The 23,845-nt window shown below is 40.2% G+C and carries 21 protein-coding genes; 14 read left to right on the top strand and 7 right to left on the bottom strand.

Annotated elements, in window-relative coordinates; genetic code table 11:
* Positions 1 to 98 precede the first annotated feature (98 nt).
* On the bottom strand, positions 99 to 827 hold the full coding sequence (locus HWQ49_RS06800; RefSeq protein ID WP_188206852.1) for a DUF6904 family protein: 729 nt from the start codon (positions 825 to 827) through the stop codon (positions 99 to 101).
* Between the two features lie 520 nt (positions 828 to 1,347).
* Here HWQ49_RS06800 and HWQ49_RS06795 point away from each other — a divergent pair.
* Positions 1,348 to 1,674: a hypothetical protein gene (locus HWQ49_RS06795; protein ID WP_188206851.1), complete on the top strand. Its 327-nt coding sequence runs from the start codon at positions 1,348 to 1,350 to the stop codon at positions 1,672 to 1,674.
* A gap of 1,002 nt (positions 1,675 to 2,676) precedes the next feature.
* Here HWQ49_RS06795 and HWQ49_RS06790 read toward each other — a convergent pair.
* Complete coding sequence (locus HWQ49_RS06790; protein WP_188206850.1) at positions 2,677 to 3,174, bottom strand: VanZ family protein; 498 nt, start codon at positions 3,172 to 3,174, stop codon at positions 2,677 to 2,679.
* A gap of 253 nt (positions 3,175 to 3,427) precedes the next feature.
* Here HWQ49_RS06790 and HWQ49_RS06785 point away from each other — a divergent pair, with 253 nt between their 5' ends.
* From HWQ49_RS06785 to HWQ49_RS06770, 4 genes are all read left to right on the top strand, one after another.
* Complete coding sequence (locus tag HWQ49_RS06785) at positions 3,428 to 4,117, top strand: phosphoribosylanthranilate isomerase (RefSeq protein ID WP_188206849.1); 690 nt, start codon at positions 3,428 to 3,430, stop codon at positions 4,115 to 4,117.
* On the top strand, positions 4,110 to 5,081 hold the full coding sequence (locus HWQ49_RS06780) for a carbohydrate kinase family protein (protein ID WP_188206848.1): 972 nt from the start codon (positions 4,110 to 4,112) through the stop codon (positions 5,079 to 5,081). Before HWQ49_RS06785 ends, HWQ49_RS06780 begins: the two co-directional genes overlap by 8 nt.
* 189 nt (positions 5,082 to 5,270) lie before the next feature.
* Positions 5,271 to 5,774, top strand: a complete 504-nt coding sequence (locus HWQ49_RS06775; RefSeq protein ID WP_188206847.1) for a helix-turn-helix domain-containing protein — start codon at positions 5,271 to 5,273, stop codon at positions 5,772 to 5,774.
* Positions 5,775 to 5,793: 19 nt separating this feature from the next.
* A complete protein-coding gene (locus tag HWQ49_RS06770) occupies positions 5,794 to 6,474 on the top strand; it encodes a hypothetical protein (RefSeq protein ID WP_188206846.1) in 681 nt (226 codons plus the stop codon).
* A gap of 316 nt (positions 6,475 to 6,790) precedes the next feature.
* Here the strand turns inward: HWQ49_RS06770 and HWQ49_RS06765 are convergent, their stop codons facing one another.
* A complete protein-coding gene (locus HWQ49_RS06765; RefSeq protein ID WP_188206845.1) occupies positions 6,791 to 7,306 on the bottom strand; it encodes a GNAT family N-acetyltransferase in 516 nt (171 codons plus the stop codon).
* A 181-nt stretch (positions 7,307 to 7,487) separates the two neighbouring features.
* Positions 7,488 to 9,071 (bottom strand): acyl-CoA synthetase MbcS, encoded by a 1,584-nt coding sequence (mbcS, locus tag HWQ49_RS06760; RefSeq protein ID WP_188206844.1) that lies wholly within the window; start codon positions 9,069 to 9,071, stop codon positions 7,488 to 7,490.
* A gap of 239 nt (positions 9,072 to 9,310) precedes the next feature.
* Here mbcS and HWQ49_RS06755 point away from each other — a divergent pair, with 239 nt between their 5' ends.
* From HWQ49_RS06755 to HWQ49_RS06730, 6 genes are all read left to right on the top strand, one after another.
* Complete coding sequence (locus HWQ49_RS06755) at positions 9,311 to 10,078, top strand: ABC transporter ATP-binding protein (protein WP_188206843.1); 768 nt, start codon at positions 9,311 to 9,313, stop codon at positions 10,076 to 10,078.
* A 16-nt stretch (positions 10,079 to 10,094) separates the two neighbouring features.
* Complete coding sequence (locus tag HWQ49_RS06750; RefSeq protein ID WP_188206842.1) at positions 10,095 to 11,939, top strand: AMP-dependent synthetase/ligase; 1,845 nt, start codon at positions 10,095 to 10,097, stop codon at positions 11,937 to 11,939.
* A gap of 2 nt (positions 11,940 to 11,941) precedes the next feature.
* The gene (locus HWQ49_RS06745) at positions 11,942 to 12,826 is read left to right on the top strand and encodes a branched-chain amino acid ABC transporter permease (RefSeq protein WP_188206841.1); all 885 of its coding nucleotides are present in this window, start codon (positions 11,942 to 11,944) and stop codon (positions 12,824 to 12,826) included.
* A gap of 3 nt (positions 12,827 to 12,829) precedes the next feature.
* The gene (locus HWQ49_RS06740) at positions 12,830 to 13,891 is read left to right on the top strand and encodes a branched-chain amino acid ABC transporter permease (RefSeq protein ID WP_188206840.1); all 1,062 of its coding nucleotides are present in this window, start codon (positions 12,830 to 12,832) and stop codon (positions 13,889 to 13,891) included.
* Between the two features lie 111 nt (positions 13,892 to 14,002).
* The gene (locus HWQ49_RS06735) at positions 14,003 to 15,151 is read left to right on the top strand and encodes an ABC transporter substrate-binding protein (RefSeq protein WP_188206939.1); all 1,149 of its coding nucleotides are present in this window, start codon (positions 14,003 to 14,005) and stop codon (positions 15,149 to 15,151) included.
* 88 nt (positions 15,152 to 15,239) lie between these two features.
* The gene (locus HWQ49_RS06730) at positions 15,240 to 16,025 is read left to right on the top strand and encodes an ABC transporter ATP-binding protein (RefSeq protein ID WP_188206839.1); all 786 of its coding nucleotides are present in this window, start codon (positions 15,240 to 15,242) and stop codon (positions 16,023 to 16,025) included.
* A gap of 196 nt (positions 16,026 to 16,221) precedes the next feature.
* On the opposite strand, the gene HWQ49_RS06725 is transcribed toward HWQ49_RS06730, so the two are convergent.
* A complete protein-coding gene (locus HWQ49_RS06725) occupies positions 16,222 to 16,917 on the bottom strand; it encodes a hypothetical protein (RefSeq protein WP_188206838.1) in 696 nt (231 codons plus the stop codon).
* A gap of 536 nt (positions 16,918 to 17,453) precedes the next feature.
* Here HWQ49_RS06725 and HWQ49_RS14830 point away from each other — a divergent pair.
* Entirely contained in the window at positions 17,454 to 19,391 is a 1,938-nt protein-coding gene (locus HWQ49_RS14830; RefSeq protein ID WP_188206837.1) for a tetratricopeptide repeat protein, read from the top strand.
* 122 nt (positions 19,392 to 19,513) lie between these two features.
* Positions 19,514 to 20,299: a glucose 1-dehydrogenase gene (locus HWQ49_RS06715; protein ID WP_188206836.1), complete on the top strand. Its 786-nt coding sequence runs from the start codon at positions 19,514 to 19,516 to the stop codon at positions 20,297 to 20,299.
* Positions 20,300 to 20,428: 129 nt separating this feature from the next.
* Here the strand turns inward: HWQ49_RS06715 and HWQ49_RS06710 are convergent, their stop codons facing one another.
* Together HWQ49_RS06710 and HWQ49_RS06705 are read right to left on the bottom strand one after the other, a co-directional pair.
* Positions 20,429 to 20,902 (bottom strand): hypothetical protein, encoded by a 474-nt coding sequence (locus HWQ49_RS06710; protein ID WP_188206835.1) that lies wholly within the window; start codon positions 20,900 to 20,902, stop codon positions 20,429 to 20,431.
* Positions 20,903 to 21,192: 290 nt separating this feature from the next.
* The gene (locus tag HWQ49_RS06705; RefSeq protein ID WP_188206834.1) at positions 21,193 to 22,326 is read right to left on the bottom strand and encodes a M20 family metallopeptidase; all 1,134 of its coding nucleotides are present in this window, start codon (positions 22,324 to 22,326) and stop codon (positions 21,193 to 21,195) included.
* Positions 22,327 to 22,486: 160 nt separating this feature from the next.
* Between HWQ49_RS06705 and HWQ49_RS06700 the strand changes: the two genes are divergently transcribed.
* Positions 22,487 to 23,836, top strand: coding sequence for a M20/M25/M40 family metallo-hydrolase (locus HWQ49_RS06700; RefSeq protein ID WP_188206833.1), 1,350 nt, complete (start codon positions 22,487 to 22,489; stop codon positions 23,834 to 23,836).
* Positions 23,837 to 23,845: the final 9 nt, after the last annotated feature.

The following is a 23,845-nucleotide window of genomic DNA, read 5'->3' as shown; positions in this document are numbered from 1 at the left end:
AGATAAGAAGTGAATAGGTATAGCCTATCAATGTATATTATCAAGTTTGATTTCTCTTCCAATACTTTACTATTAGGTTGTTAACCAATCAACTAACCTCACCAATCAATCTCATCAAAATCTGGATACTCCTCATTGTAGCGAATTTCACTAGGGTGACAGTTACTTTCTTGTGCAGCTTCTAATATTTGCTGTTTAGCTTTTTGATATTCCTTCCCTTGCTCGGCGATTCGTTTGGCCATGATGGAGATGTTTTTCAAGCGCTGATCTTTGTCCCAATTTAAAAAACGGATATTCAGTTCATCTATATATTGGGTATAATAATGATCGAAGCGTACTGAATGTTTGCTCATATGGTTAAGCATCATTTTAAATGTTTGTGGCTTAAGTGTTTCTTGTAGGGATTGGATGACGGCTGCTTGAAACTTTCTGACGGTTTGAACGGTTAAATCCCATTGCTTGAGCACCGCGTTCTGAGACTCATACCTGTCCATAAAGTCATTAAGAGCCATCACGATCATTAGAATCTCAGGGTAATAGATTGGAAAAGTTAAATAGAGATTTCCCTTCGCATCGTCAAGGCCTAGCCACTCCATCGCATCTTCGTTAAGCCCATTGTCCACAAATGTATACTCTCTGTTCCCCATAAACGCATGCCTAATGTCATAACAAAGACCTAACACACGCATTCGTGCTTGATATAATTCAAGATGCTCATCTTCATTACCAACGACTTGGTGAAGCGCTTCATACAATTGCTCCAAATCATAATAGTCACCAGCAATCTCTAAACCCGAATAATTTGGTGTAGGCGTTATTTGTAACATGTCATGAACTCCCATCTGATATTTTAATAATTTAATTTTAAATGAAAATGGAGTAAATTCAAATTGCCAGCTGTCAGGTTGGGAGTCATTCTGTGAAAAAAAGTTTAATTGGAAGGGTTGTGAGTATAAAGTTTTAGTATTGCGATTTCTTGTTAGTAAGTTGTTGTAACTTTATAACTATGGTTGGACTGTGATAGGTTTATTTAAAACTTGCTTGATACTGTGATTATTTGAATATATTTTTGTCGAAAAGTAATTTTTTTGACCGAATGACAAACTAATTTGAATATTTAGTAAAAAAGTATCAGATTTTGTTGCATATTTTCCAAGGAAACCTTATAATAAAAATGGATAAATGAGGTAAAGGTGTTTATGTTAGTTGTGCGTGATTTATTATATAGAAAAACAAAATTAGGGGACAATTTTAGGTTTCACACCTGAAAAGGGATTAATCGTTCTCTTTTCAGGTTTTTTATTTTAAAGCAGTTAAAGAGGGCTAAGACATTAAGGGAGGAAAAACATGAAAATACGATTAAACAAAGAAGAAGCAATAGGCTACATACTCAAAAGCTATCTAGATTCACCACTTCCAGCCAAACACGTGCGATGGCTTTCACTCGAGTGTGCAGAGCGAATCCAAGAAGGTCAGGTTCTATGCGCATTTGAAGTAGAGCTCATCTGCCGTGAACTCATCTATAAAATGGGATTCACCCAACTACAGTATCAACTAGTAGCTAGAGAACTATTCTTAAACTTGAACATGAAAAGCAAGGAGAATGCCAGTAATACTTACTTTCATTTTATAGGAATCTATCCAAGCCTATTTCCATGTGAAGTGGTAAAATAAGCAAGCGATTAGCCCTCTCGCTGCGTAAGTTCAAATGATTATTGATGACGATTGAAGATTGGGAAATTCGTTAAGAGGTGTAGTGGTACAGTGCTGCACCTCTTTGACGTTGGTTGCTAAGGGTGTCTAGATCGGATGAGATTCAGAATTCTCGGTTCGCGAGTGGCTGTTAAGACCATTTTGCTGTGATTGAGTGGGGGAAATGTCTGAGAGAGTGGGTCTCAAGGCCGTTTTGCTGTGATTGAGGGGGGGAAATGTCTGGTAGAGTGGGTCTCAAGGCCGTTTTGCTGTGATTGAGTGAGGGAAATGTCCAATAGAGTGGGTCTCAAGGCCGTTTTGCTGTGATTGAGTGAGGGAAATGTCCGATAGAGTGGGTCTCAAGGCCATTCCGCGGTGGTTAAGTGAGGGAAATGTCCGATAGAGCGTGTCTCAAGGCCATTCCGTCGAGATTGAGTGAGGGAAATGTCCGATAGAGCATGTCTCAAGGCCATTCTGCCGAGATTGAGTGAGGGAAATGTCCGATAGAGTGGGTCTCAAGGCCGTTTTGCTGTGATTTAGTGAAGAAAATGTCCGATAGAGCGTGTCTCAAGGCCATTACGCGGTGATTGAGTGAGGAAAATGTCCGATAGAGCATGTCTCAAGGCCATTACGCCGAGATTGGATGGGGGAAATGTCCGATAGAGTGGGTCTCAAGGCCGTTTTGCTGTGATTTAGTGAAGAAAATGTCCGATAGAGCTGATCTCAAGGCCATTACGCGGTGATTGAATGAGGGAAATGTCCGATAGAGCATGTCTCAAGGCCATTCTGTCGAGATTGAGTGAGGGAAATGTCCGATAGAGCATGTCTCAAGGCCATTCTGTCGAGATTGAGTGAGGGAAATGTCCGATAGAACTGATCTCAAGGCCATTACGCGGTGATTGAGTGAGGGAAATGTCCGATAGAGCTGATCTCAAGCCCTTCTCACGCATAATTAGATGCTCCACTCTATGAAGTAACCCCCGACTAATCACCGACCTTCTTAACCGGAAGCTCCCTCCCTACATTTAACACCACACTCGCCACAACCATCAACATCACAAAACACAACGCTCCACTCATATTCAACAACACATCCAAAACCCGACCATCACGACCAATCAGGAAATGCTGATGCGTCTCATCAACCAAACCGATGATGGAAGCGGAAATCCACGCCAATAAACACCTAACCCATAACTGTTCTAAAGGAAGAACTATAAAAATTGTACAGGCAATCATTCCATAAACCACAAAATGCCCGATCTTTCTCATTACAAAAGCAGGATCATCTTTAAACGTGTAGAATTCATAGAACGAGCTATGTTGATCAAACATAAATGTGGGTGAACCAGAGTCCTCCCAATGATAGATTGATGTAAAAGTCTCATCGTCTGACTTGGCGATTTCCACAGACGTACTTATAGATAAGATGAAAAAAGAAATCACAACCATACATATTATTGATATAAACACGTACCTCATAACATCCTCCTTGTCTAGGAGTCTATTATGGGCAAGGGGAGAGGGATTTATACTCGAGAACCGTATAGTCTATTTCCGGAACTCACCTTTACAGTTTTCTCTTTTCACATCTGCCATCGCCCCCCTATACCCCATTCCAATATGTTAGAAAATAGCGAATATTGTTGATTTAATGTCGTGAAAGGGTTACCATTTTCCTTATAGAGATATGATTAAAATTTGTAGCGTTTACATTTATCGAGGGGGTCTATCAATGAAAGTGCAGATTTATGAGATTAGGTCAGTAGAAGATGCGAAAAAGGTGATTGAAGCAGGTGCTGATCACATCGGGGTTCCTTATGCAGAGGTTCCGAAATATCCTGGTCATGTCACTTGTGAGGAGGCAAAGGAGATTTTTGAAGTCGTTCCTTCTGACGTTCTTAAAATTGGCCTAACGATTTCTGAGGATTTAGAAGAAATTTTACGTAATTTTAGTGTCGTTGTTCCTGATGTTTTGCATTTGTCGGGTGATATTGAGGGGATCACACCTGATCAGATCAAGACGTTAAAAGAGAAGGTGCCTGGGTTAAAAATCATGCAGGCGATACCTGTCTATCAGGATGTTCCTCTCGAGGATCAAAAGGCACTGGATTATGTTAAAGAATATGAGCGTGTTTCTGATTATTTTCTAATCGATACAAAGGTAGTTTCCGAGAATGTCATCGGTGCCACTGGGAAAGTCCATGATTGGAATATCGATCGAGCCATTGTCGACTCAACGGACGTTCCTTGTATTATTGCGGGTGGTTTATCCAGTGAAAATGTTGCTGAAGCGATCCGTATCTCTAAGCCGTACGGGGTCGATTCATTTACATCAACTAACTATGATGAAATCCATGACGAGAAGAGAATTAAAGATCCAGACAAAGTAAAAGCATTTGTTGAGGCTGCACGGAATGCCTAATACAACACAATCGCCAAATGTTCTCGTCATTGGAGATGCAGGTGTGGATATCATCGTCCACCTCCCGAAAATTCAATATGAAAGCAGCAAGGTAACAGATTTTAAAGAACCGACAATCGTTGGGGGAGGGACCTCAGCAAATACGGCAGTCGCTCTTAAAAGGCTGGGAGTTAACACATCGTTTTTAGGAACGATCGGTGATGATGCCCATGGAAAATATGTGATGGATGAATTTCAGAATGAAGGGGTTAATATTGATCAAGTGATTGTTGATCCACAAGTGCACACTTTTTCGATTTTTGCCTTTATCGATGAATTTGGTGAACGATACCCTTATGTTTGGCCGAAGAAAGATCTTGGTTTTCAAAAATTAGACTTAGACCAGGTTAACGTTGAAGCCATCCGTCATGCGTCATGGGTCCACTCATCAGGAATATCGATGATGGATGATACATCTTCAAGGCATTCGATCATTGAAATTTTCCGAATCGCCCATCACGAGGGCATTCCAACATCACTCGACTTGAACTTAAGAGTCATGGATGGTGAGTTAGATCCGGACTACAAACAAGCCATCATAGAAGTGATGAACTATTGCGATTACGTCTTAGGGTCAGGGGAAGATGAGTTTTACTATCTTGACCCCCAAGAAAATTGGCTAGACAGTGTGAAAACTTTTGCTTCGAATGACCGAACCATCATCGCGCGAATGGGTGATGAAGGCTCATTTGCTATACAAGGTTCAAGCGTCATCAAATCAGCCGCCTACCCGGTGCAAGTCGTAGATACCCTTGGCGCAGGCGACACCTACAATGCTGGCTTTATCGCAGCTAGACTTTCAGGGGAAAATATACAAGATAGCCTAAGTCAAGCAAACGCAGTCGCTGCGTATAGCGTTTCCAAAGAAGGAGCGCGCTCTTCTCCTACAGGTGATGAGTTAGAGCGATTTTTGAGTGGGGAGTAGAAGTAGTGTGAACAAGTTTGTCTACAAGTGTATAGTTTAAACAGAGTCCATTACCATATTGGTGATGGGCTTTTTGATAATAGCCCCAAGTGTATCAATACGTTTTTATGGGGGTTGACTTTTAATCCCATTCATTATATTATTAAAAATATCGAATCGGTTATTTTTTAAAAAAGAGGAGGTCAGAAGATGCAAAAATGGTTCAAGGTTGAAATGAGGACCCATGCGAAGTGGCCGATTGTGTTTTATAGTGGAACAGAGGATAAATCTTCATCTATAAATACAATTGAAGATCTTGAATCGTACCTTAGAGAACATAATCGAATTTATTATGTTGTTCCTGGAAAAGACAGTTCAGAAAAAAAGATTATGTATAAATCACAAATGTTAACAGTTATTGGTCCTATCCATCCAAAAAGTACAGCATTGATTACTATTGATGATGTCTTATCATTAAGCGAAGCAGCTGAAAAATGGGGTTTCAAAGAGGCTAGTACGTTACGAAATGCTATCTACAAGCACAAATTTTATAACTATGAACATAAAAAATCCGATGGTACTTGGTTTGTCACAAAGCAAGGAATGACACGTGTTTACGGACCTGAACAAAAACACGGGTACCAAGATTTAATAGTAAATGAAATTTCCTATGATTCTAAAAGCAATAAATTTGTTATTCTACCTAAGCTATAAGAAATGGAGATGATCGTTCATGATATTTTATTATGCGTGGCCCTTGGCACTCGCCCTAGTTATTCTTCCTTTTATAATTCCTAAATCGAATAGAAAACCCACTTATGGACAAGGTGCCTTTTTTGATACTATCTTCTTAGGGCTTGGAACGATTCTGCAAAGAAGGTATGCTGCAACCGTTATAAACATTCTAATAGGATATTTTGGGATGGCCTTCATTAAAGCATTAGTCAATAATATAATAGAAGGTCCCAATTATAGTTCTTCTTTAATGTGGATAGAAATCATAATTACATTTATAGGTTTTTATGCCATAAATAAAATTATCATAGAGTGGACTCACATTGTGGAAGCAGAAGTGGAGGAAGAAAAAGAATACGAGAAACGATTTGCAAATCGTTCTACTTATCTAGCTAACATGAATCGTTCAACCAATACTGGGGTTGGAGTTAACTATTTTTCGCAGGATGATGATCATTTGTTAACTGATGACTCAAACGATATATTTCGTGATTCCTACGAATATAAAAGTAATGATCGATATGATATGATCGATCAAGTAGAAGAAGCCATGATGAATCATGAACGAGATCGAAATGAACAAATGCTACAAGAGCAGCTTTATGAGGAATCAGATAACCTAACCAACTTTATGGAGGATCAATTTGAAAACGATTTGCATTTTGATGATGATAATTAGAATTTAAATACAGACACTAATATTCTAATTATTAAACATAAGGGGATTAATGGATCGGAATTGTACTTACTTTTACTCTGTGTGAGAAGTCTTTAAAGTAACCATTCCCTATTTCTGGGTATATAATGAAAAGAGGTCTCTTTTGGGGGGTCACCCCCCTTTATAGAGGCCTTTTTGGATATAGTCCATAAGACGGTTTTTCTATTCTCGTTTCACACGACAGGTCGATTAGTCACTGATCATACCTTTCCCTTACATGTTCTTATTTCTGATACCTATATCGTCAATGAGATTTGTTCAAATCTTTTCCATATGCTTACCCCACATACTCCTCAAGCAATAACCCCATAAACAATGCATCATGATAGCTTCCATCGACAAAGTAATGCTGTCTCATCTCTCCTTCGATTTGGAAGCCGACTTTTTGGTAAATGTGGGTGGCTTTTTCGTTGTTTTTGTCTACGTATAAGAATATTTTATGTAGGTTCAATTGGTTGAAGCCATACTCGACGGTCAAACGTGTTGCGTTGGTGGCATAGCCTTTTCCTTGGTGTGATGGGTCGATCATAATTCCGAATTCAGCGTGTCGATGTCGCTGATCGATATCAAATAGGCCAAGGTAGCCGATCTTTTCATTTGATTTCGGATGGTGAAGAATGAACTGTCGGTGTGATTGACTATCTTGTGCGGATTCATAGAATTTGTTTATTTTCTCCATAGTTGTATAAGGTTCTTCACACCAATAATCCATCACATCTGGGTTTGTTCGTAGTTGGTAAACGAATTCTAGGTCAGCTTTTTCAAGTGGGCGAAGCTTTAATTGGTTTGTCATTTGCGATGCTCCTTTTTCTATTGGGATATTTAAATGGTAGCAAAGATTTCTAATAACTTCAGCAATTGAAGGGTAGTGGGTCATCCAGGAGTGAATAAGTAGTATAAAAATAATCTAGCATTTATTCATATAAAAAGCTGATAGAACTAATGGGCTCTATCAGCTTTTCCGTGTTAGTATTTTAAACTCTTTTCTTCATCTCACTTTGTCTTAATTCAACCCGGCGAATTTTACCAGAGGTTGTTTTCGGGAGTTCATCGATGAATTCGATTTCACGTGGGTATTTATATGGTGCGGTAAGTTCTTTTGTATGGTCTTGTAAATCTTGCACAAGGCCTGGTGTATTGATGTCTATATCATCTTTTAAGACAATAAAGGCTTTGACAATATTACCTCGAACTTCGTCAGGGCTAGCAACAACGGCACATTCTTTGACAGCTGAATGTCTGACAAGGGCGTCTTCAACTTCGAAGGGTCCGATTGTGTATCCGGAACTAATGATGATGTCGTCACTTCGACCTTCAAACCAGAAGTATCCATCTTCATCTCTTCTAGCACGATCCCCAGTAATATAGTATTCACCACGTCTGGATGCTTTGGTTTTTTCATCATCTTTATAATACTCTTTAAAAAGCGCTGGACTATCGAGGTGAAGGGCGATATCTCCGACTTGATCGACATCGGCTGGGTTTCCTTCTTCATCAACGACTTGAACATCGTTTCCAGGTGTAGGTTTACCCATTGACCCAGGTTTGACTTCCATATCTTTCATAATACCTAATAAAAGTGTGTTCTCAGTCTGTCCATAACCGTCACGAACGGTGATACCGAACGTACGATCAAAGGTATCAATTACTTCACGGTTAAGAGGCTCTCCAGCTGAAACAGCACTCTTTAGGTTAGGGAATTGGTAACTAGATAGGTTATCGACTTTTACCATTAAACGGTATTCAGTTGGAGTGCAGCAGAGGACGTTAATATCTTCTTCTTGTAATAAGTTTAAATAGGTTTCCGGATCAAATTTACCATTATAAACGAATCCGGTTGCTCCAGAACCAAGTACAGATAGGAAAGGACTCCAGATCCATTTCTGCCAACCTGGCCCAGCAGTTGCCCAAACCTTATCTCCTTCTTCAATATCTAACCAGTTATCGGCTACGGTTCTTATATGTGCATATCCCCAAGAGTGGGAGTGAACGACACCTTTTGGATTACTAGTTGTACCTGATGTGTAAGGTAGGAAGGCGATATCATCTTTTGTTGTTTCAGCCATCTTGAGTTCATCGGAAGATTCTGCTTTTAGCTTGTCTAGGTTAATCCAATCTTCTTGATCGTCGCCGATGACGAATTTCTTTAAATCAGCATATTGTTGAATGTCCTTATATTGGTCAGTGAATGGATAGTAACAAACGACCCCATCGGCACCTGAGTGGCTGACGCGATATTGGAGATCTTTAGTACGAAGCATTTCGGAGCTTGGGATGATGATGATCCCCGTTTTAAGAGCAGCTAGATAGACTTCATAGACGACGGTTGATCGAGGAATCATGACTAACACTTTATCGCCTTTCTTTAACCCTTTGTCTAAGAAAGCGTTTCCAATCTTGTTGACGTTTCTGACCAATTCTCCGTAGGTCAATTCTTCATGATTACCGTTTTCATCACGGTAGATTAAAGCAGTTCTTTCAGGGTGTTTTTGTGCATGTTCTTCTACTTCCATCATGATGTTATATTCTTTGGGTGCTATTAAGTGATCAATTTTCATACTTTCCCCTCCAATTAAGTAATAATTATTAAACTATTTTGAATATAGTTTACAACAAAACAAAGCCTATTACTATTTATATACATGAAAATTTCAAAAGATTCAACTAATTTTATTAATGATAATTATTTAATAATGTAGAAAATTGTCAATTATCAAAATACATTGACAATTAACTTGAATCCTTATATAATCTTTTGTAACCTTGGTGTCATACAGAATAGGAGGTGCATATCAAAGTGGTCAAGATTCTTCAGATCGAAGGTATATCTCTTCAATTTGGTGGTGTCAAAGCCTTAAACGATGTTAGTTTTCATATTGAAGAGGGGGAAATATTTTCTCTGATTGGCCCAAATGGGGCGGGGAAGACGAGTATGCTTAATTGTATTAGTGGATTATATCATCCATCGCAAGGGTCTATTAAATATAAGGATGAAGAAATCACTAAGATGAAAGCGTATTCAAGGACGAATCTAGGTATTGCACGTGCTTTTCAAAATATTGCCCTTTTTGAACATATGTCTGTTTTGGATAATCTGATGTTGGGAAGGCATACGTTAATGAAGTCCGGCCCATTTTCAGGTGGTTTTTATTTTGGTAAGGCTGAGAAGGAAGAAGTCGATAATCGAGAGCATGTCGAGCAAGTGATTGAATTTCTAGATCTACAGGAGATTCGTCACACACCAGTTGAAAGGTTAGCTTATGGTCAACAAAAAAGAGTTGAAGTTGGACGTGCGCTTGCTTTGAGTCCAGAGTTGATCCTGCTAGATGAGCCAATGGCAGGGATGAATAAGGTGGAAAAAGAAAGGATGGCTCAATTGATTTTAAAGATGAAAGACAATGGCATCACTGTTGTTCTTATTGAGCATGACCTCGGGGTTGTTATGAGATTATCAGACCATATTGCGGTTTTGGATTTTGGTAAGCAAATTGGTTTTGGTACGCCTAATGAAGTGCAGGAAAATCCTGAAGTTATTAAAGCTTATATTGGAGAAAATGTTAGCTAAGATAGGGGGGAGCTCCATGAGACAGGATAAAACGTTGGTCCAGCTTTTTCTTGAACGGGCAGAAGCGAATCCTGATCAGGTTGCGTACCGTTACAAAGATTTGGGAATTTGGAATGAGGTCAAATGGAAGGAGTTTCGAGAGCAAGTTGAATCTCTTGGAATAATGTTACAAGATGACTTTCAAGTTCAGCCTGGTGAAAAGGTGGCGATTATAGGTGAGAATAAACCAGAGTGGACCATTGTCCATTTAGCTACGCAGTTGATCGGAGCGATTCCGGTTGGTGTTTATGAGTTATTTTCTGATAAGTTAGTTGAGTACTTAAAAGATTTCGAGCCTAAGTTAGTCATAGTCGGTGGATTTGATCATAAGGAAAGGTTGTTAGCAATACAAGAAAAAATCCCTTTTGTTAAGAAGATGATTGATATGGATGAGCAAGGGGAGGAAAGTCATTCATCTATTCCAGAAAGCTTTTTTCGAGATGTATTAGAAGAAGGTAAGAATAGACTGAAGGAGCAGCCCAATTTTATCAAAGAAAGGATAGATGAATCTTCACCAAATGATGTAACAATGGTAGCTTATACGGAGGAATCAGAACAGCCAAGAGAAGTTTTTCTCACTCATAAAGGCCTCATTACCTCTGCTAGAAGAATATGTGATTCAGAAGACATTGTTGAATTGGATGATTACCTACCTATTATGCCACTCGCTTCTATGAATGAGTACCTTTTCACTGTTGTGCTACCAATCTATCAAGGAATTGTTGTAAATTATCCAGAAAAGCCGAATACCGTTTTAAAGGATTTAATTGAATTAGGACCACACAGCTTAGTTGCCCCATCACGTGTCTACCAAAAGATACGCTCACAAATCACATTACGTATGAAAGACTCCACAAGGTTTAAAAGAAAAACATACCATTTATTTCAGCACTATTCAGAGATTAAAACAAAAGCAAAAGGATCACAAACACCTGTAAGTAAATTCGTTACTTTTATGAATGAGTTAGGAGATCTAATCATTCATCGTTTTATCCGTTATCATTATGGTCTTCATCGAGTCAAACAAGCTTTTGTTATCGGAGAGCCAATTGATGAAGCTACGTACTTATTTTTTAAAAGTATGGGTGTTCCAATTCGCCATACATATAGTGCCAATGAATTGGCGGGGATTGGTTTGATCGAGAAGGAAAATGATGAACATATGAAAAGTTCATGTGTCCCATTGCCGGGAATAGAAGTTGATATTCGAGAAGATGATGAAATTTACATTAAGAGTGCGTCCTCTACGGAAGAAAATGAGGAGTACCAAGCTACAGGTGATTGTGGAGTTATCGAAGATGGTCAACTTCGCTTCTTCGGAAAAAAACAAGAGCAAATCATTCTTACATCAGGAGAAGTGTGTTATCCATTGGAGATTGAAAACAAGTTGAAGGAGAGTCTTTATATTAAAGAGGCCGTTTGTTTTGGGAATAATCGTGATTATTTGACGGCTATTTTGAATATTGATCCTGAGACGACTGGTCGGTGGGCAGATCAAAACCAGCTAGCTTACACGACTTACGAGGATCTATCAAAGCATGAAAGAGTGATTCAGCTAATTGAACAAGAAGTCAGCAATCGAATGGAGGATCTACCTACCTCAGTTCAGATCCATAACTTTGTGCTTCTACCTAAGATGTTAAGTGAAGAAGAAGGAGAGTTGACTCATACGTTACAGGTTAGAAGAAAATTCGTTGAACAAAAGTATCAGGATTTAATTCATTTAATGTATGCCAAGCAATTGAACGTAACCAAAGAAGGTGATCAAACAAGTGAAGAATTTTCATTTGTCACCTTAGATGGAGAAGGGAGGGCGACTTAAGGATGGACTTTTTCTTACAAATACTTGTAACAGGGATTGTTGTAGGAAGTATTTATGGCTTGGTTGCATTAGGGTTCGTTCTAATTTATCGATCTAGTGATGTATTAAACTTAGCTAATGGTGAATTTGTGTTAATTGGTGGATACGTTTGTCTAACGATCATGACAGCTTCTAATTTGCCATTTATCGTAGCCCTTTTGATTACACTTGTTATCAGTGTGTTACTAGGGTTCTCGGTGGAACGATTGGTGATTAGGCCGTTGAAAAATGCCCCTGTTATATCGATCATCATGGCTACTATTGGTCTGGCGAGTTTACTAGGTGGGCTCGTTCATATGGTTTGGGGACACCGAACAAGAACATTTCCTCAAGTATTTCCAAGTGAGCCGATTCATTTTGGTGGATTAATTATAACACCGGTTTATCTATGGTCTTTTATTACTGTATTAGTCCTGTTAGTAACTTTTACATTGTTCTTTAAATTCTCCAAGATGGGTATTGCCATGCGTGCCGTCGCTGATGATGCAAAGGCTGCGATGTCGATGGGGATTAGTGTTAAAAATGTGTTAGCTGTTACCTGGGCTATTGCAGCAGTGGTTGCTGCGATTGGTGGTACTTTGCTGGGAATGATCAATGGTGTTGGCCCGATTATGGCAACCATTGGCCTCACGGTTCTGCCGGTTGTTATTTTAGGTGGACTTGATAGTATCGGAGGAGCCATTATTGGAGGATTTTTGATTGGAATCATTCAAAACCTCGCAGGTGGATACTTAGATCCAATGGTTGGTGGAGGATTAAAAGAGGTAGTTCCTTTCATTATTGTCCTTTTGATTCTGTTACTTAAACCATATGGATTATTCGGTAAAGGTGGAGCAGAAAGGGTGTAGTGGATGAAGAGTATTTTGGGAAAAAATCTAGGAAACTACCGAACTTCCTACCGGGCAGATATGGCTTTACTGAATTCGCGAAATAAAAAGATTGGTATGGTTATTCTGTTATTGGTTATCTTTTTATTACCTATGTTTGCATCAAATTATTTTATCGGACTCATGACCTTATGTATTATCTCATCAATTGGGGCAATTGGACTTAATATCTTAACAGGTTTTACGGGACAAATATCAATAGGTGTGGGTGCGTTTCTAGGTGTTGGTGGATATGCTTCTGCCATATTAACCACTAGTATGGGTTACAGTTTTTGGATTGCCTTGCCTCTAGCTGGAATTATTACAGCTATCATCGGTGGTTTATTTGGTATTCCATCACTTCGATTAAAAGGCCTTTATCTAGCTATCGCCACACTAGCAGCTCAATTTGTTATTTTATTTATTATTCGAAGGTGGGTTAGTTTGACAAATGGTACATCTGGGATGGTACTGCAAAGACCGACGATTGGTGATTTTGCGCTAAGTAGCAATACAAGCTACTATTATCTATCAGCCATTGCCTTCTTACTCTCTGCGTTTTACGCAATAAACTTGGTACGATCCAGAACTGGTAGAGCATTTTTTGCTGTGCGAGATCGTGATATGGCTGCGCAGATTATGGGGATCAATCTGTTTAAATATAAGGTAATGGCCTTTGCAATTAGTTCGTTCTTTATAGGAATTGCAGGGTCATTATTAGCACACTATACGATGATTGTTAGTCCTGAATTCTATGAAATTAATGTTTCAATTCAGTACTTGGCAATGATTTTAATTGGTGGTTTAGGTAGTGTATTTGGTTCAATTTTAGGTGCATTTTTCATTACCTTACTTCCTGTCGTTTTAAATATAATAGTTGGATCGCTATCGGGAATCCTAACCGATTTATCTCATATTCTATCAGCTTTCGAAGAGTTTGTGTTTGGTGCGGTAATTATCCTGTTCTTAATTTTTGAGCCTGGAGGTTTAGCTCATATGTGGAGTAACACGGTCAACTACTTTAAAAAATGGCCGTTTTCTTACTAGATGATGAAACTAGATTCATCATTATATTAGAGTTCTCAATAAAGGGGAGGAAAAAAGTTGAAATCAAAAAAGTTTTTGAGTCTCATTATTGGTTTGGTGGTATTAGTTTTTATGGCGGCTTGTGGTGATGATGCAGATGGCTCTGGTGGATCGGGTGATGATCAAGAGGTGACCATTGGTACTCTTGCAGATATTACTGGAGCAACTGGTGATACAGGAACTCCTTATTCAGAAGGTCAAGATCATTTCTTCGAGTATTTAGAAAGCACCGGGGGAATTGATGGGTTAGACATTACCCATTTATCAGAAGACTATGCATATGAAATTAGTGATGCGCAACGAATCTACCAACAATATCGTGATCGTGATGGTGTATCTGCAATTCTTGGCTGGGGAACAGGTGACACAGAGGCTTTACGTCAACAAGTAGCAAGTGATCAAATACCATTTATGTCTGCTTCGTATTCTGAGAACTTAAAAGATCTTGATGAAAGTCCTTATAACTTCTTTGTGGCAGCGTCTTATTCAGACCAAGGTAGAATGGTCTTGGAGTGGATAAAGGACAATCATGAAGGTGGCGACCCAACAGTTGCTCTACTTTATAATGACACAGGATTTGGACGTTCTCCGATTGATGATATAAAGGATTATGCTGAAGAAATCGGTGTTGAAATTGTTGATGAACAAATCATTGACCTTGCTGCGACAGATGCACAGTCTCAACTTTTAAATATGGAAGAGCATGACCCTGATTACGGAATCATACAACAGACTTGGGCAGCAACAACAACTATTTTAAGAGATGCCGATACCCTTGATATTGATACACAGTTCATCGGATTGAACCAAGCGGTTGGTGAAGGATTGATTGATCAAGCAGGAGATTTATCTGAAGGGTTTATGGGTGTTTTAACACACGCTCTACCTTACGAAGATGTACCAGGTATGGACGAATATATAGAGTATCTGGATTCTCAGGACATGACAGTGGATGATATTAACATGCAGCATGTGGCTGGATGGGTAGTTGCAAAAGTCATGGTTGAAGGTGTCAAGAATGCAGCTGATTCCACAGATGGTGAGATCACAGGTGAAGATGTGCTTGCTGGACTTGAAGCAATTGAGGACCTAGATTTAGGTGGTCTTGCTGCACCAGTTACATTTACTGATGAGTTACATGCTGGTACAGAAGAAATCCGTTTAGGTATTGTTGAAGACGGTCAGTGGAAGGCAATCACAGATTACGACAGCTATCGTTAAATCATCATGTTAGGGTGAGAGAACTGCTTAAAGGGTTCTCTCATTCCTTTTACACCTAAAATTTCTTAGTAAAAGGGAGGAACAGCTGTTGCTCAAGGTTAATAACGTCGAAGCCGTCTATTCTAAAATGATTTTAGCATTACGGGGGATGTCCTTAGAAGTTCCAAAAGGGAAAATCATTGCGTTACTTGGGAGTAATGGAGCAGGAAAGTCCACTACTTTACAATCCATCTCTGGTTTACTATCAAGTGATGGAGGTCAGATTACCGATGGAACCGTGGAGTTTGAGGGCGAGACGCTTAACGGCAAGTCACCCGACGCCATTGTGAAAAGTGGTATTTTTCACTGTATGGAAGGAAGGCATGTATTTCCACATTTAACAGTGGAAGAAAATTTAACTGCTGGAGCTTATACTAGAAAAGATCGCAGGAATATTCAAAAGGATATCGATAAGATCTACGGGTATTTTCCTAAACTACGTGATTTAAAAAAACGCCCAGCTGGACTTTTATCTGGTGGGGAACAGCAGATGTTGGCTATTGGGCGTGGATTAATGGCAAAACCGAAACTATTGTTACTAGACGAGCCTTCTTTAGGGATTGCGCCATTATTAGTAGAAGAAATCTTTGAAAACATCAAACAAATTAATGAGGAAGAAGGAACGTCAATATTGGTCGTTGAACAAAATGCTAATGTCGCCTTGAAAATTGCCGATTATGGCTATATTATGGAAAACGGCCGTGTTGTCATGCAAGGTGAAGTAGATAGGTTATTAGAAGATGATGAAGTGCAAAATCATTATCTAGGAATTGGTACCGAAGAAGATCAGAAAGAAGTCGTGTATAAGTCTAAACAGGAGCGTATGGTTTGGTAACGTTAGATTAGTTTAGGTCTTACTCTTTATTTATTATATAAAAGGAAGAAAAACGTAAGCTAGCAAGTAAGGCGTGAAAACGACCCTGCTTGCTAGTTTGCTTTATAAAGTAGTTTTAAAGGCGATACCAGCGACATCTGAATTAACTATATAGTACTTTACCTTGTAACATCCAGAAATGTTCTGTTGATCGTTATTACTCCACCAACAACTGTCTCATCTCTCTTACCTGATATTCTTCCCAGAGGAAATCTTCAGTCGCTTGATCAGCTTCAATCATGAAATCAATCCAGAAATCTTCGTTTATGTTATAGTCCCCGGTGTGATCCCAAAATCCCTGGTGGTCGTAACTGACTCGGTTCCCGTCGTAGCTAAAGGTTGGGACAATTTCATCGGCTAATTCGGCCCACACTTCGGTTAGTTCTCTTATGTAAGTCAGCTTCTCAATTTGTGATTCATCTAGGGTGACGGCGACTTCATCCGGTGGAATGCGCGGAACCTCGGTTTGGTCTAAAAAACTATGAATATACCAACGACTGTCTGCAGCGTTTAGTGAGACCGTGTTGGATACTTCTTTATTAAATTTTCCGAAGCGATTGGCGATACCACGCCACTCTTGCATGTTCATCGAAAGGTCACTATAACCGTTCGTTAAAATCGAATGCTCAGGGTACGTCATCTCTTCCTTTTCGATGATTGTATCCAGCATCGTCAGACCGTTGTCGATCGTTTGCATGACTCTGGAAAAATCGTTGGATAAGTCAAATGACAGCTTTCGTTCATACATTCGTTTATCCTGGTATAAATTGATGATCGCAACAAGCATGATGACAAACACTGCTCCAATCAGCAATTTTTTCCGATTCTTTTTGATCCATTCTTTTTTGGACATTTGATTCACCACCTAAAGCTTATTGTAGCACTGGTGGGGGGAGGTGTCAGCAGTTCTCATTGACGAAATGGCTTTTTCGTTGGGTGGAAACGTCGATGAGAGGTGGTCTAGGTAGTTGATACCGTTTGATAAATGATCTCAATGACGTTAGGAGGTCGGAGCCGGGCTGTATGGTCAAAGAGAAGCGGTTTCAACGCCGGTAGGATTGCCTGAGTTGGTGCTATGGTCAAAGAGAAGTGGTCTCAATGCCGGTAGGGTTGCCAGAGTTGGTGCTATGGTCAAAGAGAAGTGGTCTCAATGCCGGTAGGATTGCCTGAGTTGATGCTATGGTCAAAGAGAGGTGGTCTCAATGCCGGTAGGGTTGCCCTGGTCAAAAAAGGCATGATCTGTCTATATGAAAAACGGTTTTCATGATAAGATAGTTTTAAAGCATGGTGATAAGGAGAAGCTGATGAATAGCTAATCACTAACTGCGTCATAATCAATTTCGTCCAATGCTAATACATAAATAAAACTAATCGATTTGAGGTGTTAAAGTGTCTAAAAAAGTCGGTCGTAATGACCCGTGTCCTTGTGGGAGTGGCAAAAAGTATAAGAAGTGTTGTATGAATTCTAATGTGGTGGATTTTTCTAGTAAAGTGGTCAGTGATGAGATAAACCAGTATTGGGAGCGTTTTATGCAATTTGTTATGGAGCGCCATCCACATTTGTTTCCTAGGCAAGAGTCGCAGTCTGATATGGCAAAGGTTAAGCAGCTGATGACGATTCTTTATCGATCGCTTGAAAAGTCAGGGAGTGGCGAGACAATAATGGAGCAGTTTGTTAATGATGTGGTTCGGTCTGTTCGTCGCCCGGCAACAAAATCTGCGCTTGAAGGTTGGAAGGATACACAGGTAAGTATTTTCCAATTTGAACAAGACCAGTCTGATGACACGGCTGTTGTGAGAGATGTTTTCACAGATGAGTTATATGAAATAAGTAAATTTACACTTCCAAAAGATCTTGATTCTTCGGTATTCTTGTTCGGTTTTATGATGAATTGGGGACACCACTTCCAAATAATGCCGCTTGCAATTCCGGGAACAGATCATGATAAAGGTAAGCTTTTAAATGAGGTTAGAAAACGTTATGACTCTAGTTCGAACTTGCAATCAGAGAAGGAATTGTTCCAGGATATGTTCTTAGAGCTTTTTGATTTGTGGTTTGAAGAAGGGAAGCCAGATCCACTCTTTATATTGGACGGGCATCCCAAAGCTCAGGCAGTCTTGTTAAAAATGCGTGAGCTTTGTTATCCAGCGACGACATCAGATGAATCGTATGAAGATTTAGAGTTTATTTGGGTTCGTTTTTACCAGGATACAAATCCACGGGTAAATAAGGTTGAAGTGATGGCAGCCACTTTAGAATATCTATATTGGACAAGCACGTTCTTTGGCTTTATTGACCCTGGTGTGACGCAAAAAGAGATGGCAGAGAAGTACGGCGTTAGTCCGAATAGTGTTTCAAGACGAATTGAGGAAATGGAGGATTATTTATTCGATTTGGTTGAAGACATGTCTCAGGAGGATAGCAATCTTGGTAATCAAGCTCCACAAATCGTCCAAAGCACTGCTCCAGGTTGGGATGTTACCACTGAACGAGCTATGTATGAGATGAATAAAAAGCTTGAAAGTCAGTCTTTTGACAATCATGAAGACATTAATGCTTACATGAACCAAACGATGAATGAATCTTATACACCGAAAAATGACGAGGAGCGTGCCCAATTATTGGCTTATGACGCTTACGATGAGGAGAATCCTGCTAAAGCGCTTGATTTAATCAAACGTGCTAGAGAGCTTGATCCTGAAAATATTGACGGGCTTATCCTTTATTCAATGACATTAGACGGTGATGAGAAAGTGAAGGTGCTAGAGCAGGCAATAGAATTAGGCCATCACAAACTAGATTTGGATGAGGTTAAACAAGATGACAATCCGTGGGCGATTATCGAAGCGCGCTGTTGGTTCCGTGCCAATTTTGCCTTGGCTGAATATTATGAGGAAATGGCCAACACAGATCAAGCTATTGAATACTATGAAAAGTTGCTTGAATGGAATCCGAATGATAATCAAGGTGTTCGCTATCGTTTGTTTAGTTGTTATATGGAAGAGGATCAATTGGAGGATGCCGAAGCTTTATTGGAGATGTACCCTGAGGAAAGCGCTCACTGGTTATTTAATCAAGCATTAGTGGCAATAGAACAGGCTAATGGTCAGGTTAATTCAACGATCGAGGCCACTATACGAAAAGCAGATTCTGCCAATCCATATGTGATTCCCATGTTGACAGGGGAGTTGCCAATGCCAGATCAATTTCCACAAAGTTATGCTGAAGGCTCGGTGGAAGAAGCTATTTTTTACTGTGATGAGTATGATTATTTGTGGGTTGATTATGTCGATGTTCTTAATCAGCTAAAGTTTTCTCGATCATGATGCCTGTGCTTTTTATAAATAACCCCCATCAGAAATTCGATTCAAAAATTCGTCAAAATTCTTTCGATTAACATCGTTTGTTTGCCGATTTTTGGGGGAATCTAACCTGTGGAGGTGTTAACATGAATAGATTTGAAGACAAAGTGGTTTTAATTACAGGTGGTGCGTCAGGCTTAGGACATGCTGCTGCTCTACAGGTCGCTAAAGAAGGGGGCAAGCTTTCGTTAGTTGATTTAAATGAAGATGGCTTACAAGAAGTGAAGCAGCAAATTGAATCAGAAGCTCCCAATTTCGGTGAAATCATTACGATTGCTGCGGACGTGTCTGATGAAGAAGCGACGAAAAATTATGTGAATAAAACGGTTGAGAAATTCGGGCGTATTGATGGATTTTTCAATAATGCTGGAATCGAAGGTAAGCAAAATCTTACTGAGGATTATGGCAGTGATGAATTCCGTAAAGTCGTTGATATCAACTTGAACGGTGTTTTCTACGGAATGAAATACGTGCTTGAAGTGATGAAGAAGCAAGAGTCCGGATCTATTGTGAACACAGCATCTGTCGGTGGTATACGTGGGGTAGGAAATCAGTCTGGTTACGCCGCTAGTAAACACGGGGTAGTTGGATTAACGAGAAACTCCGGTGTTGAGTACGGTCAGTTTAACGTCAGCATCAAAGCCATTGCACCGGGTGCGATCCTAACGCCAATGGTTGAAGGCTCCCTCAAACAAATGGCAGGAGACAACTGGGAAGAAGCAGGTAAAGAATTCGTCAGCGTCAACCCAATGAAACGCTTCGGTAAACCAGAAGAAGTCGGTCACCTAGTGGCGTTTCTACTGTCCGATCAAGCGACATTCATCAACGGTGCCGTCATTCCGATCGATGGTGGCCAATCCTATAAATATTAATACTTATGTGAAAGACCCGTCTCTACTATTGGAGGCGGGTTTTGTGATTAGGGTGATAGTAGACTTGATCAGAAGTCTAATTAAAGAAAAGTTGCCGCGATTGTTTGGAGACATAAATAAGGAAACAGTTTAATTAACGAGACGCCGCCTCAGAACTAAAGCCAAACCGTCAACAAAAGCGGTTTCAATAACAAAATGCCCTCTCGCACAAGGCAAACCGTCAACAAAAACGGTTTCGATAACAAAATGCCCTCTCGCACAAGGCAAACCGTCAACAAAAACGGTTTCGATAACAAAATGCCCTCTCGCACAAGGCAAACCGTCAACAAAAACGGTTTCGATAACAAAATACCCTCTCGCACAAGCCAAACCGTCAACAAAAAGCGGTTTCGATAACAAAATACCCTCTCGCACAAGCCAAACCGTCAACAAAAGTGGTTTCAATAACAAAATGCCCTCCTGCACAAGGCAAACCGTCAACAAAAGCGGTTTCGATAACAAAATGCCCTTCTGCACAAGGCAAACCGTCAACAAAAGCAGTTTCAATAACAAAATGCCCTTCTGCACAAACAAAACCGTCACCAAAAGTGGTTTCGATAACAAAACGCCCCTACGCAGAAGCCAAACTGTCAGAGAAAAACGTCCTCAATAACAAAATGCCCTTCACACAAGGCAAACTATCAAAAAAAGCAGTTTCATTAACGAAATCTCGATCCAATCACACTTAATAGTAGATCCACCACCGTTAATCCCCCCAAAAAAACCACCCCCAAATAGGAGGTGGTTTCAAAAAGGTGAACGAGACGGATTCCCAAGGTGGTGGATTCTCAAGAAGGTGAGTTTCAACGAGATGGATTTCCAACGAGGTGGATCAAATTCGTCATTGCTTCTGTTTAAATTTTCTTCATTAAATGTGCTAAGAATGCAGCGCGCTTTGGTAGTTCATCGATAATAATATGTTCGTGTTCGGCGTGTGGTCCTTCGCCGAGTGCGCCGAGTCCATCGAGGGTAGGGGCTCCTAAAATTGCTGTGAAATTACCGTCGCTTCCTCCTCCTGCGTGTTCTTCTTTTATTTGTAGGCCGACTTCTTCTCCGGCTTGTTGGGCTTTTTCGTAAAGTTGCTGGGTGGATTCGGTTTTGACCATGGGTGGTCTGTTGAGATCGCCACAAATGTCAACTTCTACGTCAGTGGTGATTGGTTCTAAATTTTCAAGGATGTTGACCATTCGTTCGGCTTCTTCTTCGGTTTCAACGCGGAAGTCAATGAGTGCTTCTGCATAATCGGGTACGACATTTCGTTTGGTACCACCATTAATCACTCCGACATTGACGGTTGTTCCGACTTCATAGTCTGTGAGATTTTCGAGCTTAATGATCTGCTGGGCTAGTTCCAGTATGGCGCTATTGCCTGCGCTGTGGTGATTTCCTGCATGCGATGATTTGCCTGTTACTTCTAGGTTATAGATTCCGACACCTTTTCGTGCTGTTTTTAGGGCGCCTGTTTTAGCAACGGGTGGTTCGGTGATGAGTACGATGTCACTAGCTTTGGCTTCTTGTTCGATTAATGATCTTGAGGTCTGGCTTCCAAGTTCTTCGTCTGAAGTAAATAGGAATACGAGTTCTAGGTCAGGAAGTTGGTCGGCTTCCTTTAAGGCATGGACGGCCCACAAGGACTGAACAATGCCACCTTTCATATCAATGGCACCTGGTCCGTAGAATTTCCCGTCTGTGACTTGAATAGGTAAACGACCTTGTTCCCAAACGGTATCAAAGTGTGCACAGATTAGCACGCGATTCTCACCTTCGCCTATAGTCACTTTAAAGTGATTTCCACGTTCGACTTGCGGAAAGACATTTACCTCTCCACCTATCAATTTTTCTGTGAGTTGTTGTAGAGTTTTCCCACATTGATCAACGAGTGTCTTGTTTTCAGACGGGGATTCAGCTGCAACTAAGGTATGTAGATCTTCTAAAATCTCTTCTTGGTGCTCTTGCAAATAACTTTCAACAGTACTTAATGTCTTCATTCAACTAACATCCTTTCTAATTAAGTGACTTTGTCTAAAAATTATATCAATTTTAAATTGACAAAACTTTTTGAATGACTTATAGTACATAATAACATATTTAAGGAACACTTTCGGCTATTTTCCTTATTTAATTTCCTAAAAGTGAGGTGGGGTTTGAGTGAAGGAGTTATATCAGTACATTGAAGAGAATCAGGAACAGTACATAACTTGGTTGCAGGACTTATGTAAAATTCCGAGTGTTGCAGCTCAAAATCGAGGGATGACGGAAGTGGCTAATAAGGTATTAGACGATTTAAAACAGCAAACCCAAGCAGATGTTCAGCTTGTTGAGACGGATGGTTTTCCAGTCGTTTTCGGTGAGGTAAAAGGTACATCGGATCGAACGCTTTCTTTTTATAACCACTATGATGTACAACCAGAGGATCCAATTGAGTTGTGGGATGAACCACCATTTGCCAGTCATATTGTCGATGGGAAGTTAATTGCTCGTGGCTCTGCAGATAATAAGGGTAATTTAGTGGCACGAATAGCAGCGGTTCATGCGTATCAACAGGTGTACGGGGAATTGCCAGTCAATGTGAAATTTATCGTTGAAGGGGAAGAGGAGATTGGCAGTCCTAATTTAGAGGGCTTTGCTGATGAGAATGCTGAGTTAATTCAAGCAGATGGATGTATTTGGGAGTTTGGTTATAAAAATGCTGACGGCAGACAGCAGGTAAGTTTAGGTGTTAAAGGAATGGCTTATGTTGAGCTGTCTTGTAAGGGAGCGAATACAGACCTGCACTCAGCAAATGCAGCAGTGGTTGAAAATCCTGCCTGGCGTTTGGTTTGGGCTCTTCAGTCGTTAAAAGATGCGAGTAATCGAGTTCAGATTCCAGGGTTTTATGAGGATGTGTTAGCTCCGACAGCAAAGGATGATCAATTAATTGCTGATCTTATTTACAGTGAAGAAGAGACGAAAGAGCAATTGGCGATTGATCGTTTTGTTAACGATGTGACAGGAGATGAGCTAAAGAAACAGTTAATCTTCTCACCGACTGCTAATATTTGTGGAATTGAAAGTGGTTATACCGGTGAGGGGGCAAAGACGGTTCTCCCTTCTGAGGCTAAGGTGAAGTTAGACTTTCGTTTAGTGCCGAATCAAGATCCTTACAAAATCGTCGAACAGTTAAGGAAGTATTTAGATGATCATGGATATGAAGATATTGAGATCACACCGATGGGGCTTGAGTACCCGGCAAGAACAGATCCTGATGATCCGTTAGCACAAAGTGTCGTTTCGGCGACCAAGGATGTTATGGAAATGGAGCCAACGGTGATGCCGATGTCACCGGGAACGGGTCCGATGTATGAGCTTTGTCAGAAATTAGGGATTCCAGCTGTATCGGTTGGGGTTGGTAATTTTGCTTCAAACAACCACGCTCCTAATGAAAATATCAATATCGATGACTTTGTCGACGGGATTAAAGTGATTGCTAAAGTCATTGAAGATTTTGCTGAAAGGTAAGGGGGGGAG

It is taken from the genome of Alkalibacillus aidingensis (genome assembly GCF_014595945.1).
Lineage (GTDB): Bacteria > Bacillota > Bacilli > Bacillales > Alkalibacillaceae > Alkalibacillus > Alkalibacillus aidingensis.
Note: the sequence above shows the minus strand (reverse complement) of the source record. Positions and strands in the feature narration are given on the sequence as shown.

Excerpts from the sequence above, each read along its gene's own strand:
- HWQ49_RS06800 (WP_188206852.1), bottom strand. The coding sequence starts at position 827 with ATGTTACAAATAACGCCTACACCAAATTATTCGGGTTTAGAGATTGCT.
- HWQ49_RS06795 (WP_188206851.1), top strand. The coding sequence starts at position 1,348 with ATGAAAATACGATTAAACAAAGAAGAAGCAATAGGCTACATACTCAAA.
- HWQ49_RS06790 (WP_188206850.1), bottom strand. The coding sequence starts at position 3,174 with ATGAGGTACGTGTTTATATCAATAATATGTATGGTTGTGATTTCTTTT.
- HWQ49_RS06785 (WP_188206849.1), top strand. The coding sequence starts at position 3,428 with ATGAAAGTGCAGATTTATGAGATTAGGTCAGTAGAAGATGCGAAAAAG.
- HWQ49_RS06780 (WP_188206848.1), top strand. The coding sequence starts at position 4,110 with ATGCCTAATACAACACAATCGCCAAATGTTCTCGTCATTGGAGATGCA.
- HWQ49_RS06775 (WP_188206847.1), top strand. The coding sequence starts at position 5,271 with ATGCAAAAATGGTTCAAGGTTGAAATGAGGACCCATGCGAAGTGGCCG.
- HWQ49_RS06770 (WP_188206846.1), top strand. The coding sequence starts at position 5,794 with ATGATATTTTATTATGCGTGGCCCTTGGCACTCGCCCTAGTTATTCTT.
- HWQ49_RS06765 (WP_188206845.1), bottom strand. The coding sequence starts at position 7,306 with ATGACAAACCAATTAAAGCTTCGCCCACTTGAAAAAGCTGACCTAGAA.
- mbcS (WP_188206844.1), bottom strand. The coding sequence starts at position 9,071 with ATGAAAATTGATCACTTAATAGCACCCAAAGAATATAACATCATGATG.
- HWQ49_RS06750 (WP_188206842.1), top strand. The coding sequence starts at position 10,095 with ATGAGACAGGATAAAACGTTGGTCCAGCTTTTTCTTGAACGGGCAGAA.
- HWQ49_RS06745 (WP_188206841.1), top strand. The coding sequence starts at position 11,942 with ATGGACTTTTTCTTACAAATACTTGTAACAGGGATTGTTGTAGGAAGT.
- HWQ49_RS06740 (WP_188206840.1), top strand. The coding sequence starts at position 12,830 with ATGAAGAGTATTTTGGGAAAAAATCTAGGAAACTACCGAACTTCCTAC.
- HWQ49_RS06735 (WP_188206939.1), top strand. The coding sequence starts at position 14,003 with ATGGCGGCTTGTGGTGATGATGCAGATGGCTCTGGTGGATCGGGTGAT.
- HWQ49_RS06725 (WP_188206838.1), bottom strand. The coding sequence starts at position 16,917 with ATGTCCAAAAAAGAATGGATCAAAAAGAATCGGAAAAAATTGCTGATT.
- HWQ49_RS06715 (WP_188206836.1), top strand. The coding sequence starts at position 19,514 with ATGAATAGATTTGAAGACAAAGTGGTTTTAATTACAGGTGGTGCGTCA.
- HWQ49_RS06705 (WP_188206834.1), bottom strand. The coding sequence starts at position 22,326 with ATGAAGACATTAAGTACTGTTGAAAGTTATTTGCAAGAGCACCAAGAA.